This is a genomic window from Streptomyces sp. NPDC056835, from assembly GCF_042789485.1.
In the GTDB taxonomy this organism is placed as follows: Bacteria; Actinomycetota; Actinomycetes; order Streptomycetales; family Streptomycetaceae; genus Streptomyces.
The window spans coordinates 42,673-55,389 of the sequence record NZ_JBHUBB010000046.1 but is presented as its reverse complement, the minus strand read 5'-3'; the positions used below and the strand labels follow the sequence as shown (position 1 = coordinate 55,389).

The 12,717-nt window shown below is 70.5% G+C and carries 11 protein-coding genes and 1 pseudogene; 2 read left to right on the top strand and 10 right to left on the bottom strand.

Annotated features, from left to right (window positions below):
* Positions 1-44: 44 nt before the first annotated feature.
* The 5 genes from ACFRMN_RS35220 to ACFRMN_RS35200 all read right to left on the bottom strand — a co-directional run bounded on the left by ACFRMN_RS35220 (position 45) and on the right by ACFRMN_RS35200 (position 7,375).
* A complete protein-coding gene (locus ACFRMN_RS35220) occupies positions 45-1,118 on the bottom strand; it encodes a C40 family peptidase (RefSeq protein WP_383027726.1) in 1,074 nt (357 codons plus the stop codon).
* A 28-nt stretch (positions 1,119-1,146) separates the two neighbouring features.
* Entirely contained in the window at positions 1,147-1,629 is a 483-nt protein-coding gene (locus tag ACFRMN_RS35215; protein ID WP_382877922.1) for a poly-gamma-glutamate biosynthesis protein PgsC/CapC, read from the bottom strand.
* Entirely contained in the window at positions 1,626-3,362 is a 1,737-nt protein-coding gene (gene pgsB / locus ACFRMN_RS35210; protein WP_383027722.1) for a poly-gamma-glutamate synthase PgsB, read from the bottom strand. Before pgsB ends, ACFRMN_RS35215 begins: the two co-directional genes overlap by 4 nt.
* A gap of 6 nt (positions 3,363-3,368) precedes the next feature.
* Positions 3,369-5,684 carry a HAMP domain-containing protein gene (locus ACFRMN_RS35205; RefSeq protein WP_383027720.1) on the bottom strand — a complete coding sequence of 772 codons (2,316 nt, stop codon included), beginning with the start codon at positions 5,682-5,684 and terminating at the stop codon, positions 3,369-3,371.
* A gap of 359 nt (positions 5,685-6,043) precedes the next feature.
* Positions 6,044-7,375, bottom strand: coding sequence for a CapA family protein (locus ACFRMN_RS35200; protein ID WP_383027717.1), 1,332 nt, complete (start codon positions 7,373-7,375; stop codon positions 6,044-6,046).
* Positions 7,376-7,428: 53 nt separating this feature from the next.
* On the opposite strand from ACFRMN_RS35200, the gene ACFRMN_RS35195 reads away from it, so the two are divergent.
* Positions 7,429-8,376, top strand: a complete 948-nt coding sequence (locus tag ACFRMN_RS35195) for a hypothetical protein (protein ID WP_383027714.1) — start codon at positions 7,429-7,431, stop codon at positions 8,374-8,376.
* A gap of 86 nt (positions 8,377-8,462) precedes the next feature.
* On the opposite strand, the gene ACFRMN_RS35190 is transcribed toward ACFRMN_RS35195, so the two are convergent.
* Positions 8,463-9,323: a MerR family transcriptional regulator gene (locus tag ACFRMN_RS35190; RefSeq protein WP_383027712.1), complete on the bottom strand. Its 861-nt coding sequence runs from the start codon at positions 9,321-9,323 to the stop codon at positions 8,463-8,465.
* Between the two features lie 295 nt (positions 9,324-9,618).
* Between ACFRMN_RS35190 and ACFRMN_RS35185 the strand changes: the two genes are divergently transcribed.
* A complete protein-coding gene (locus tag ACFRMN_RS35185) occupies positions 9,619-10,368 on the top strand; it encodes an adhesin (protein WP_383027709.1) in 750 nt (249 codons plus the stop codon).
* A 195-nt stretch (positions 10,369-10,563) separates the two neighbouring features.
* Here the strand turns inward: ACFRMN_RS35185 and ACFRMN_RS35180 are convergent.
* From ACFRMN_RS35180 to ACFRMN_RS35165, 4 genes and pseudogenes are all read right to left on the bottom strand, one after another.
* A pseudogene (locus ACFRMN_RS35180) lies at positions 10,564-10,635 on the bottom strand (FG-GAP repeat protein); the annotation flags it as partial.
* 173 nt (positions 10,636-10,808) lie between these two features.
* Entirely contained in the window at positions 10,809-11,030 is a 222-nt protein-coding gene (locus ACFRMN_RS35175; RefSeq protein ID WP_383027706.1) for a hypothetical protein, read from the bottom strand.
* Between the two features lie 117 nt (positions 11,031-11,147).
* A complete protein-coding gene (locus ACFRMN_RS35170; protein WP_383027704.1) occupies positions 11,148-11,915 on the bottom strand; it encodes a DUF1775 domain-containing protein in 768 nt (255 codons plus the stop codon).
* A 55-nt stretch (positions 11,916-11,970) separates the two neighbouring features.
* The gene (locus ACFRMN_RS35165) at positions 11,971-12,627 is read right to left on the bottom strand and encodes a hypothetical protein (protein ID WP_383027702.1); all 657 of its coding nucleotides are present in this window, start codon (positions 12,625-12,627) and stop codon (positions 11,971-11,973) included.
* Between the last annotated feature and the right edge of the window lie 90 nt (positions 12,628-12,717).

Below are 12,717 nucleotides of genomic sequence, written 5' to 3'. Positions count from 1 at the left end.
GGCGTAACCGTACGTACGGTTACGCCCCCGCCCCCCGCTGTACGTCAGAGGCGCTTCGCCGCCCGCAGCAGCCCCGCGTAGAAGCCGTTACCGTCCAGGCGCGAGGTGCCGCCCTGGTCGCCGATCGTCGGGCCGTTGACCTCTTTGCGGCTGGAGACGAAGATCTGGTGGCCGTCGGTGTCGTTGCCCACGTACAGGCCGACGTGGTCCATCCGGTTCCCGGTCCGCTTGTCCATCTTGAAGAACACCAGGTCGCCCGGCTGGAGCTTGCTGGTGGACTCCGGCCGCGTGTACCAGGGGGCAGGGCCCTGCAGCTTGTAGATGTCCACGCCGACGTCCGAGCGCGTCATGCCGTTGGCGGTGCGCGGCAGACCGTCGCCGACCTTGTCGGTCCCCATCAGCGGGTAGCGGGCACGATAGCCGAACACCGTCCGGATGAAGCCCGAGCAGTCCAGCGCGCGGTACTTCGGCTGCTCCGGCTGCATGGTGGTGCCGTCCCGGAAGGTGTACGGGATGCCGAGGTAGTCGTAGAAGTCGGACTGCTCCAGGCGGTTCGTGGGATTCGACTCGTCGATCGGTCCGAAGAACGCGTCGCCCGCGTACGGAACGCCCTCGTCGTCCTTCTTGATGGGCGCGCCCTCGACGTACTGGAAGGCGAACGCGAAGATGTCGTCCTCCTCGCTGCCGTAGTACTCCTTGAACCAGTCCTTGAACCACTTCTCCTTCTCGGCGCCCTTCTTCCACGCCTCCGGCATGAGCCGCACCCAGTTCTCGGTGACCACCCGGGACTTGGTGTTCGTCGGCTCCTCGAACGTACGGCTGGGGCCGGTGAGGGTCGCCGTACGCGCGTCGTCGGTGAAGGTGGCGAGGATGTCGCCGTCGCCGCTGCGCAGCACCGAGCGTGCCGGGTTCTGCAGCCGCTCCCAGGTCTGCTCGCCGGCCGTGCTCCCGTTCCCGGACGTCAGCGCGGGGATGTCGGTGATGGCCTGGACGGCGGGCGCCTTCGCCTGCTCGTCCTTGCGGAGTTCAACGGTGAGATAGGCGCTGCCGGCCAGCAGCGCGAGGACCGTCGCGGCGTGCAGGACCGGGCGGCCCCGCTTCTTGGACTTGGCACTCATGACGAATCGGCTCCCGTGGATGGGCGGGTCAGGCTGACGGCAGGGCGCCGAGCAGGATGCCGGCGGTGAGGACGACGTAGGCCGTGAGCGTGACCGTGCCGGTGGCGAGGATGGTCGCGCCCTTGGGCTGGCGTACGAGCTGGTAGGCGATCAGACCCGGGACGATGAAGCCGAGCGTCTGGTTCGCGTACATCAGCGGGAATTCGAGCGAGAGCACGATCATCACGGTGCCCTGGAGGAGCACACCGATCATGACGACCGCGGAGAACAGGCGCTTTCCGTAGAGGATCACGAAGCGCTGGACGAGCAGGGTGGTCACATACGTCAGTACGGTCACGCCGACGACCATGGCGGCGCGCTGAAGGTCCTCGACGAGGGTCAGCGCCAGCCAGCCCGGCGTGATCATGCCGCCGGGGGAGAGGTTGGTCGTGAGGTAGCAGATCAGGGAGAACATCAGGCCCAGACCGATGCCGATCGCGGCGATCTCGGGGGTGAGGACTGCGGGGATCAACGGGGTTCTCCTGGGTTCTGCGGCGCCACGGAGTGCGAGGGGTTCGGGGAGGGCGGGAGCTGCCTGTGCTCGGGGTGGTGCGGCTGCTGGTGGGAGGCGGGGTGGTGCTGCGTGGGATCGCCGGAGCCGGACGGGCCCGGCTGCTGGGACTGTGTCCGCTCCGGCGTCTGCTCCGGCGTCTGCTCCGGCGTCTGGACCGGCATCTGGACCGGTTCGAACAGGCCGCGCTCGCGCGGCGGCCCGGCGGCGGGACGCTGCTGGTAGCGCTGCTCGTACGCCTCCGGGTAGGGCTGGAACGGGTCGAGGCGCGGCGCGTAGCGGGCCAGTGCCATCGTCTCGTCGTGACGCGGGTGCTGCTGGTTCTGGTGCTGCTGCGGGACGGTGCCGGGGACGGCGTCGGCGGAGACGACCGGGATGGCGACGGTGTCCGACGCCTGGCCCTGGCCCTGTGCCTGCCCCTGCCCCTGCCCCTGTGCCTGTGCCGGAACGTGCGGTTCCGCCGTCCGTACGGGGGCGGACGGGCCGGCGGGCCCGTCCTCCGGGTCCGGCGTCTCGTCCGGCGGCAGCTCCGCCAGGTGTTCGAGCAGCAGCTCACCCTGGCCGTGGATATTGCCGATCGCGACCAGTGAGGAGTCGGGCCCGAGCATGCCGAGCAGCTCGCGCATGAACTCCTCGGGGTCGCGCTTGTCGCCGCCCAGGTCGACCGCGCGCGAACGCCAGTCGGCCGGGATGGCGTCGATGGCGCTCTTCGCCGGATGGCCGATGACGAAGACCTTCTCCGGCTGGAGTTCGGGGATGATCTCGCCCATCTGGCCATTGCGCTCGACCCGGTCGGGACGGCAGTTGATGACCACGTGGAGCGGACGGTTGATCGCGCCCAGATCGAGCAGCTGGTTGATGTTCATCAGCGTCGACTCGGGGTCGTTCGCCGCGAAGACGTTCGCGAAGCGCAGCCGCTTGGCGTCCGGCGTGAGGTAACGCTCCACGGAGAGGACACCCGGGTCCGGCGGCGCGTCGTACATCCCCTGGAGCGCGGTCTCGCGCTCCACGCCCAGCAGTTCGGCGACCTTCAGCGCGATGGCCACGTTCTCCTTGAACGTGAACCAGCTGAAGCCGCGCAGCTCCTCGTCGGAGACCGTCTCCGGGTCCGCGTAGATCAGCTGGCAGTTCCTCGCGTCGGCCTCCTCCTGGAGGATCGCGAACCGGTCCTTCTCCGCGGTGACACAGATGCCGTCCTCCGGCATGGAGCGGGAGAGCGAGCGCGCCACGTCGTCGAGCGTCGGGCCCATCTCGGCGAGATGGTCCTCACGTACGTTGCACAGCACACCGATCGTGGACCGGATCAGCTTGGACTGGTTGATCTCCTGGAGCGCCGGCATGACCGCCATGCACTCGATCACCAGCGCGTCGGGGTTGTACGCGGCGGCCCGGCGCACGATGCCGATCTGCTCCACCACGTTGGCGATGCCGAACTTGCGGTAGACGGGCTCCTCGGTCGCGTCCGGGTGGATGAACCTGGCCGCCGTACCGGTGGTCTTGGCGACCGTGATCAGCTCGCCGCCGCGCAGCGCGCCCGCGCACAGCCGGGTGATGGACGACTTGCCGCGGATGCCGTTGACCAGTACCCGGGTGGGGATGCGGTTCAGGTTGGTGAAGTGCCGTCGCTGTTCGACGAGTCCGGCGACCAACAGGATCGCGCTGCACACGAGCAGCACGAAATAGAGGAAGAGCACGGTCGGTCAGATCCTTTCGGCGAGGGCCGGCGGCGCGCCTTCGCGCCTGCGCTGCTCCTGGAGCTGCTGGCGCAGCAGTTCCAGGGAGCGTGCGATGGCCCCGACCTCGTCGTGATGGCGCGGGTAGAGGACGGTGCGGCGGTCGCCGTCGGCCAGCGTCTCGGCCTGCTCGGCCAGTTCGCGCAGCGGACGTACGACCACGATGTGCAGCCAGCCCAGACAGGCGGCGGCCGCGGTGACGCCGAGCAGGCCGGCGAGGACGGTGCGGTTCTGTGCGCTGTATTCGGGGATGGCGAGGGCGGAGGCGGGCTGCCAGCTGACGACGGTCCAGCCGAGTGACTTGGCCGCTCCGCCGCCGGCGAAGGGGGCCGCCGCGGCGATCTGGATGCCGTCGCTGTCGCGGAAGAGGACTCCGCTGGGGCGTGTGCCGAGGCCGACCTTCTGGCCGGTGGCCTCGACGAGGGAGTCGAGCCTGCTGGAGGGCAGTTTCTGGAACGCGCGGTAGCCGGTGTTGGAGCCCACGGTCCTGCGCTCGGCGTCGACGATCCGTATCTGGCCGAGACCGGGCCGCTTGAGGAGCGAGTTGAGGAAGTCGACGCGGAACTCGCCGACCACCGAGGCGCCGTCGCGGCCGGGCAGCTCGGCGTATCCGGCGACCTGGGGTTCCTTGGCGTCGGTGCTGAGGATGCCGATCGGTTCGGTGCTGGTGCGCTTGCCGCCGGGGTGCTGCGGGTCGTCGCCCGCCTTGGCGAGGACGGAGCCGTCGGCGGAGAGCACGTACAGCGAGCGGTAGCGCGGGTGCTCGGTCCTGGTGCGTTCGAGGACCTTCGCCATGTCCGCGGGTGCGGTCTGGTCGCCGATGAGGGTGGCGACGGACAGCAGGTCGGCGTGGCCCTCGTTGAGGGCGCGGCGTACCCGGTCGGTGACGGTGTCGGTGCGGTCGCGCTGGTCGTTGACGAGCTGCTGCGGTACGACGGCGGTGTCCCCGGCGCGGTTGAGCAGCAGCATCATCGGGGCGGACCAGATCAGCAGCAGGATCCCGCCGCCGGCCAGCAGCGCGCGGGTGCCTACGCGCCGCCCGCGCCGCTTGGAGCCGCTGGTTCCGGTTCCCTTGTCCGCGGCCGGGCCCGCGCCGGGCGCGGGAGCGCCGAGCAGCTGGAGCCGCAGCTGTTCCAGCGCGTCCCCGATGCGTCGCGTCTCGCCGAACCGGGGCACGGTCACCGGCCGGGTGAGATCGCCGCGGGTGAGGCGGCGGCTCTCCAGGAAGAGCCGGAGCAGCGGGCGCTGGACCGTACCGAGCAGCAGGGCCACCGCGAGCGCCCCGATGACGATCAGGGCGGCGGCGGACAACAGGCCGAACAGCGGGTCGTTCACCCGGCTGGTGTTCTCCGGGACGGTGACCTGCGTGACCACGGAGAGACCGAGGCCGGTCGCGTCGGTGCTCTCGCCCGCCTCGGGCGCCGCGAGCGTCGCGTATCCGGCGACCGTGCGCTCCTCGGAGATCCGGGGGCCCGTCATCGTCCCGCTGACGCCGAGGAAGCCGCCGGAGCCCGGCTCCTTGGTCGTCTGCGGATTCTGGCCGGACTTCTGCGCGGCGAGCTTCGCGAAGGCCTTGAGCTGCTTCTCGGTCTCCTTCAGCTCGTCCTTGATGCTCTCCGATTCGGTGTCCGCGGAGATCTGGAGGCCGTCGCTGCTGAGGATCGTGCCGTCCGAGTCGGCCACGGCGATCACCCGGAACTTGCCGAGGCTGATACCGGGGACCTTCAGGCTGTTCGAGGTGACCAGAAGCTGCTGCGGCTGCCCCTCCCACGACAGCAGGGCGAAGGTGAGCAGGCGGGTCTCGCCGTTCTTCAGCCGCACCATCCGGGGGGCGAGCCCGTCCTCGTCGGACAGCTTCTTCCGGTCGACCGCGAGGAGCGGCACGTTCTCACCGCGCGCGGCGAGCAGCTTGCCGGACTTGATCTCGACGATGGCCGAGCCGCGCCACTTCTGGTAGACGCTCCCGAGCTTGTCGAGGACGGTGTCGGCGGAGACCGGATCGCCCGCGTTGAACAGGGCCGCCGTCCGGCTGAGGTCCGTGATCGACTCGTCCAGCGAAGCCCGCAGCGCGATGGCGCCGTCCTCGGCGAAGTGCTGCTGGGAGATCCGGACCGCCTTGGGGAGCGCCTCGTTCTCCGGCTTGCCGAAGCCCAGGGCCGTGAGGCCGGCCAGCGCGAGCAGCAGTGCCGAGAGGACCGCGATCGGTGGGCGTATGCCGCCCAGGAGCGACATGTCGGCCCGTCTGCGGACCTTGTGCCGCCGCTTCGCAGACGAAACGGCCATGGGGTACCTCTCTCAGCGTGGTGCGGGCAGCGCCGGTGCGCGCGCGTCCGTGCGCGCAGGCGGATGAGCGGATAAAGACGAGCGTGTGGGGGAAGGAGGGGGGACGGGGGGATTTCCCCCACCGTTCCCACGCGTCCCACGCGCGAAATTAGGACCGGTCGCGCCGTCGAATGGTTGTGCAAAATCAGACAGTCGCGCGTGTGATCTGTATTACAGATGTTACGTACCGGACATGCGGAACCTCCGGCCGGAAGCTACCGTCAGGGTGCCTCGTACCGAAGGGATTCCGGGCCGCGGGGCGTTGGAGCGCGGTATCCGCGCCCGAAACCCCGGCAGACCGAACAACCGCCGGAATCAGCCTAGTTGGGCGGCTCCTCAAGAGGTGTCAGCCCGTCCTTCGCCGCACCGCGGTTCAGCATCGTGCCTTGTGTACGGTCGAAGGCCAGCCGGTAACGGGCGAGTTGCACCTCGGTGTACTTCTTCCCCTCGTCCGGCGTGCCGCTTTCCGGCCCGCCGTTCTTGAGTGCCCGCGCCACATCCACCAGCCGGTAGTCCGTGACCGCGCCGTCCGGCAGCTTGTCGGGCGTCTCGGGGTCCTCCGGGTCCGGCGGGATGTCGACGAACGTCGGCACGTACTGCGCCCGTACATCCCACGTGCCGCCGCGCTTGGTGAAGGTGAACCAGCCGATGACACCCTCCTCGGACTGCCCGGTGGGCACCTCGTGCCGGGCGACCTGGTTGCCGAGACTGTAGGCGACCCAGGTGTTGTTGATCTTCTCCATCGGCTGCACGACATGGGAGTGATGGCCGATCACGAGATTGATGCCGGTGTCCTTCGTGATGCGTTCGGCCAGCTTCATCTGCTGGGGGCTCGGCGCGTTCTGGTGCTCACGCCCCCAGTGGATGCTGAGGATCACCACCTCCGCGCCCGCCGCGCGGGCCCGCTTCTCGGCCGCCGCGATCTCCTTGAAGGACGTCTTGTTGACCAGCCACGGCTTGTCCGCGGGCACCTCTTCGGCCCCGAATCCGTAGGCGAAGGAGAGCTGCGCCACCTTCACGCCCTTCACCTGGCTGATGAGTGGCGTGCGCCACTCGTCCTCGCTCCTGGCCGAGCCCGTGTGGCGCAGACCGGCCTCGTCGAGCGCGTCCAGGGTGCGCTTCACGCCGTCGGCGCCGTGGTCGATCGAGTGGTTCGACGCCGTCGAGCAGGTGTCGTAGCCGACGCCCTTGAGCGTGGTGGTGATCTCGGGGGGGACCTGGAAGTTCGGGTGCCCCTCGTAGGGCCCGCCCTTCTTGGCGACCACCGGCTCCATGTGGCAGATCGCCAGATCCGCCTTGCTGATCACCGGCTTCACTCCGGCCATCAGCGGTGCGAAGTCGAGCGTCCCGGCCTTGCCTCCCATGGCCTTCGCGTCCTTCGTCGCCTGATCCGTCAGCGGCGGATGGATCAGTACGTCACCGGCCGCGGCGACCGTGAACGACGGGCCTCCGCCTCCCTTGGCGTCCGCGCCGCCGTCGCCGGAGCCGAGTACGGAACAACCCGCGACGGCCGTGGCGAGGGAGGCGGCGAGACAGGCTGTCGCGGCGGTGCGGAGGGCCGTACGGCCGGCGGCACGTCGCTCGCGGAGCGGAGAGAGTCGTCCGCGAAGCAGGGGGAGTCGTCCGCGAAGCAGAGGGAGGGGTTGTTTCACATAGGTATTTTGAACGTCATATGACACGATCTCCGACCGTGAAGATAACAATCATGGCAAGCCTGCTGGTCGGGGTCCTGATCGCGGCAGCTGTGGTGATCGTCACTCCGGTCCTGGACCGGCACTCCGACGACCCCTCCGCACCCGCCACCGGCAACGGTACCGACCTCGATCTGGAACGCCGGATCGCGGGATTCGCCACGGACACCGTGGCCGGTGCCCGTTTCCTGCCGCCCAACCGCGTCGAGCGCGAGACCGTCGCCGCCGGGGTCGGACTCTATCTCGACGGCAAGCGCGGTGAGGCCGAACGCAGGCTCGCCGAGGTCGACTTCGGCGTACACATCCTCCGGGACACCGTGAAGGGGCGGCGGTACGCGGAGATCGCCGACCGGGCCCGCGAGGGCGCGCGCGGCTGGGGGCGGGTCTACATCGACCTCGACGCGCCCGCCCGCTTCTCGGTGCAGGTGCCGCACCCCGTCGCCGACGCGTACAGCGAGACCCTCGGCTTCGGCGTGCTGCGCGGCGCCCCCGGCGGAGTACTGGTCGTGGCCGGTGCGCATCGCGCGGCGGGCGAGGGGAACGCCGCGGACGTCGCGCACCGTACCGACACGGTCTTCCACGCGGTCTGCGCGGAACTCGTCGCCCGCGGACTCCCCGGCATACAGGTCCACGGCTTCGCGGACGAGACGTCACGGGCGCACGACGCGGTGGTGTCCACGGGCGCGGGCGACGACGGCCGCCGACAGGCCGTCACCCTGGCGCGGGCCCTGGCGGACGACGGCTTCCGGGTGTGCCGCGCCTGGTCGGCCAAGTGCCCGCTGGCGGGGCGTACGAACAAGCAGGGCCGGCTCGCGGCGGACGACGGAGTCCCGTTCATTCATGTGGAGTTCAGCCGTACGGTCCGGGAGGACGCGGGCCGCAGCCGCCGTGTGGTGGAGGCGATGACGACGGCAGTGGCGGAGTGGAAGGCGCCGGCCCGGGAGGCGGGCGCGGGGAAGTGAGGGCGGGAGGGTGAGGGCGGCCCCGGGGTCAGCAGCTGCCCTGGCGTCCGCTGCCAGGGGCTCGCTGCCCCGGGGCCGCCCCGGAGTCAGCCCGCCGTACCCGCCCCACCCACCGGGAAGGCGATGTCGCAGACCTCGTCCGTGGCCGACGCGGCGTCCCAGTCGGCGAAGTAGATCTCACGGCAGGGCCCGCTGACCGACAGTCCCCGTTCCGTGATCCACTCCTCGACCGCCTCGAACGCGGACAGGATCTGCGGGTGCGCCACCTGGGCCTTGGTGATGCGTACGTACGCCAGGCGCTGTGCCGGTTCGATGCGCAGCGTGGTCGTACGACCCGTCCCCGTAGAGCCGCTGGCTGCCGCGTACGCCTCCGCCGCCGCGATGTCCGCGACCGGAACACATGCCTCGGCGGGTCCGTCACTGTCCGGGCTCACCGCCGCGTAGTACGCGATGAACGGGATGCCGGCGACGCCTCCGCACTCCCCGGCGGCCTTCGTCAGCCGGTCCAGGGCGGCCGGGATCCAGCGAGGCAGCTCATCGGCGAGCACGTGCTTACGCTCGGTGAGGACGGCCTGCTCCGGCGTGTCGACGGTCTTGATCTCGTACATGTGGGTTCTCCTGCCCGACAGTCGGTCACGGATATGGTCGGCGACCTCGCGCCGTACGGCATGGCGTTCCTCGACCTCGGTCCAGTAGCCCGCCACCTCGTCGGCGGCCCGCTCACCCGCCAGCGCGACCACTTCGGCGATCCTGGCGAGCGGCATGTCGAGCTGCCGCAGCAGTGCGACCAGTCTGGCGCGCTCCACCTGGTCCGTGCGGTACCAGCGATAGCCGGTGAACGCGTCGACCCGCGCGGGAGTGAGCAGACCGAGCCGGTCGTACAGCCGCAGTGCCTTGGGCGAGAGCCGCGACCGCGCCGCGAACTCGCCGATCGTGAGCAGTTCCACGAGGTCCCATCCTCCGTCACCGGACCGCTTTCGGCCCGGTGGCCCGACGGTGCGCTCTGACCTTGGGGAAAGGTCAACCAACCAATCGTGAGCTTCTGCCGCCGGAGAGTGGCGGGATCCTCCATAGTGAGGCGGCATGAGGTGCGAACGGTGCGGGAGTGGCCGGGGAGTATCGCTGCCGGGTGTGGTGTGTCCTGTGTGCTCCGCGTGCGACACGGCCGCGCGGGAGCCCGTCGGGCACACGCCCCACGACGGCCGCCGCTCGCGCGGGCGCCCGCTGGTGAGGGTGACGGTGGTGGCGCTGGCACTGGGTTCCCTGGGCGCGACGCTCGCCCTGGTCGCCTGCTCCGGGGGCGGTGGCGGGGGCGGAAGCGGGGCGGACGGCGCAGCGGCGCGCGGGGTCCCGACCAGGATCGGCCCACCGGAGCTGCCGGGCCTGGGCGGCGGAGGCTCATCCACGCCCTCGTCTCCGTCCCAGGACGCCGGCGAGACCTTTTCCCCGGAGCCGGAGCCGGAGCCGGAGCCGGACCCGGACCCGGGCTACTCGGCGTGGGCGGGCCCGGGCTGCGCCTCGGGCGAGTACAGCGAACACGGCCGCTTCGAGAACGGCGACGCCGCCTGGTACACCGTCACCAACGGCGGCTACGAGGGCGGGTCGTGCGACGGACGCTTCTCCGCCGTCCCCATGTCCGGCAGCCCCGCCCAGGACCGCGGCTCCACGGCGACCTGGTCCTGGAAGCTGGGCAAGGCCTACGCGAAGTGCGCCCTGGCCGTCTACGTCCCGGACAGCGGCCGTCCCACCGACACCGCGGGCCACCCCACCGTCTACCGCGTCCTGCGCGACCCCACCGACACCACATCCGCCTACGCCGCCTTCGGCGTACGCCAGACCGCCCACCGCGGCAGCCTAGTGAGGGTGGGCAGCTACCGGGTCGAGGGGGAGTCCTTCTCGGTCCAACTCCTCGACCGCGGCAGGGACTGGGGAAGCCAGGACCGCTACGGAGCCCACCACGCGGCGGCGCAGATGAAACTCAACTGCGGCTGACTCCGACGGGCCCTGGACAGGGGCCCGGCCCGAGCCCTGTCCAGGCCCCTGTCCCGCGTGTCGCGGTACGCCCTGTCCGGCGAGGACGTCGCCGAAGTACGACAGACCGGTGGGCCCGCCGACCGAGGCGGCGCCGAAGGACGTCGAACCGGTGGCGGTGATACCGCTCGTACCGGACTTGAAGAGCCGGACCGAACCCGCGCCCTCGTTGCTCTCGCCCGGCGCACCGATCGCGACATCCGCGTATCCGTCGCCGTCGAAGTCGCCCTGTACCCCGGACGGCGCGGCGTCGGCGCTGCCCCCGGACGCCGTGGCGGCCCATCCGGGCGAGCTGACGCGGAAGCCGTACTGCCGCCCCCTCTATTCCAGGACACCCCATGTCGCCGGGGGAGAGAGGTCCGCCCCTCGGCCTTCTGATGTCGGCCGAGGGGCGGAAACCGCTACTTGGCGGTGGTGTCGAGTGCCGCGAGTGCCTGGGCCCAGCGGGCGTACTTCAGGTTGGCCAGATCCGCCACCGTCTTGATGCCGAACGCCTCCTCCAGCAGGTCGCCCTGGCGGTCCGACACGCCCTTGAGGGCGGAGACAGGAGCGGCAAGGACGGCGGGCAGGTCCTTGTCCGCCCACGCCTTGTCGAGCACCTTGTCCAAGTCGATCTGAGCCACTGCGTCCTCCTGTGACGTACTGGTCCCGCCGGCGGGCGGGGAGCTGCGAATGCGACCACCAGCGGAACCGCGCCTACAGGTAAAGGAGTTCCCAAGTCGGCAGCCGACGCTCTCCTTTCAGCCATCCACCACACGTCGGTACGTCAGGCCGTGTTGGCGTCGCCTCGGCGGCGGAACCACCACAGACCGCCGCCGATCAGGGCGACGACGACCACCACGAGAGCGATGATCAGGACTGGACTCGATCCGTCGTCCCTCCTTGCCGGCCGTGGCGGCTTCGGTGGGCGAGGCCGACTGCTTGTCCGTCGGTTCGCTGGCCGCTGGGCTGGACGGCTCGGCTGTGCTCGGCTCCGCGGCCGGGCTGGGACTGGCCGGCTTCGCACCGGGCGCCGCGGGCTTGAGTTCAAGCATCGGTGCGGGGCTGCCGTGCTCGCCTTCCGCGGGCTCTTCCAGTTCGATCCATCGGTCGACGCGGCCGTCGCTGTAGGTCTGGAGCGTCTTGAAGGCAAGGGACTTGGCGTCCGGTAGCTGTCGCACGGTCACGGCGTAGGCGGCGTCCTTACCGGCGGCGACCTGGGGGCCGCCCACGGTGTAGCCCCGGTCCGTGGCTTCGAGCTTCCAGCCCGTGGGGCCCTCCTTGTAGGTGACGTCGGCCGGTGCGATGCCTTCGGGCAGGATCACCTCCAGCTTGGTGATCCCCGCCTTGTCGGACTCCGTCTCGGCGCTGAAGTCCAGGGTGACGTTCTCGGCGAGAGCGCTGGCGTCCTTCGCCTCGACTTCCACATGCGCCGACGCCGGAGCGGCGAGAGCGACGGAGGCGGCCAGAGCGAGGACGGTGAGGGCGGACAGGCGACGCGCGGTGTGCGACGCGGTGAATCGGGACACGGGTAACTCCCATGATGGTGACGGGTGTACGGGCACGCGGCAGCGCGCCCCGAGGTCAGGTGGCTGGGGCGAGTTCAGCCGGTGGACCTCGGCGCACCACCGCGTGCGCCAGTACCAGGGAGTTGTGTGGGGGTGACTGCGCCCGCGCTCTGACGGGTCGCAGAACGCGCGGTACGGCAGGCGGTACTCCTGCCGGGACCAGTCGTACGAGCAGTTCGACGAGCACATCGCCGAGACGTTCGCCGGCCGCCCGGCACGCGGCGTCCGCTCGCTGCAGGCACCACGCCACCAAGAGGGCGGCCGCGATGTGTGCTGCGGTCATCGAGGTTCCGTGGTGCCCCGCGTGCCATACCTCGTGGGCGTCGAGCGGCGCGCCATGGTCGGCCATCGTGTGCGGATCAGTCGCCGGGTGGCCACCCGCACGCGCGAGCCAGAAGTGCAGGGCGGCCTGTGTGGCTCCGGTGGCCGACATCACCGCGGGCAATGACCTCGGCCCGCGGACGGTGGGAATGGTCAGGAGGAAGAGCAGGCAGAGGGCGACCGGGACGCTCCGCCAGGGCACCGGATGCCCTGAAGCCAGATGGTGCCCGGTGACGGCCAGCCCGGTACTCGCCACGGCGAACACCGCGGCGCGGACAGCGGCGACCGGCGCACCGGTCGGCGGGTCTGAGCCGGCCCGGCGCGCAGCGCGGAATCCACTCGTCCACGACATGGCGGCCCCATCATGCGGCATGACCACCGGTTGCCGGTACGGACTTCCGGTATGTCATACGACGTCCGGGAAGCGGATCGCTCCCCAGCC

Excerpts from the sequence above, each read along its gene's own strand:
- ACFRMN_RS35220 (WP_383027726.1), bottom strand. The coding sequence starts at position 1,118 with ATGAGTGCCAAGTCCAAGAAGCGGGGCCGCCCGGTCCTGCACGCCGCG.
- ACFRMN_RS35205 (WP_383027720.1), bottom strand. The coding sequence starts at position 5,684 with ATGGCCGTTTCGTCTGCGAAGCGGCGGCACAAGGTCCGCAGACGGGCC.
- ACFRMN_RS35195 (WP_383027714.1), top strand. The coding sequence starts at position 7,429 with ATGGCAAGCCTGCTGGTCGGGGTCCTGATCGCGGCAGCTGTGGTGATC.
- ACFRMN_RS35165 (WP_383027702.1), bottom strand. The coding sequence starts at position 12,627 with ATGTCGTGGACGAGTGGATTCCGCGCTGCGCGCCGGGCCGGCTCAGAC.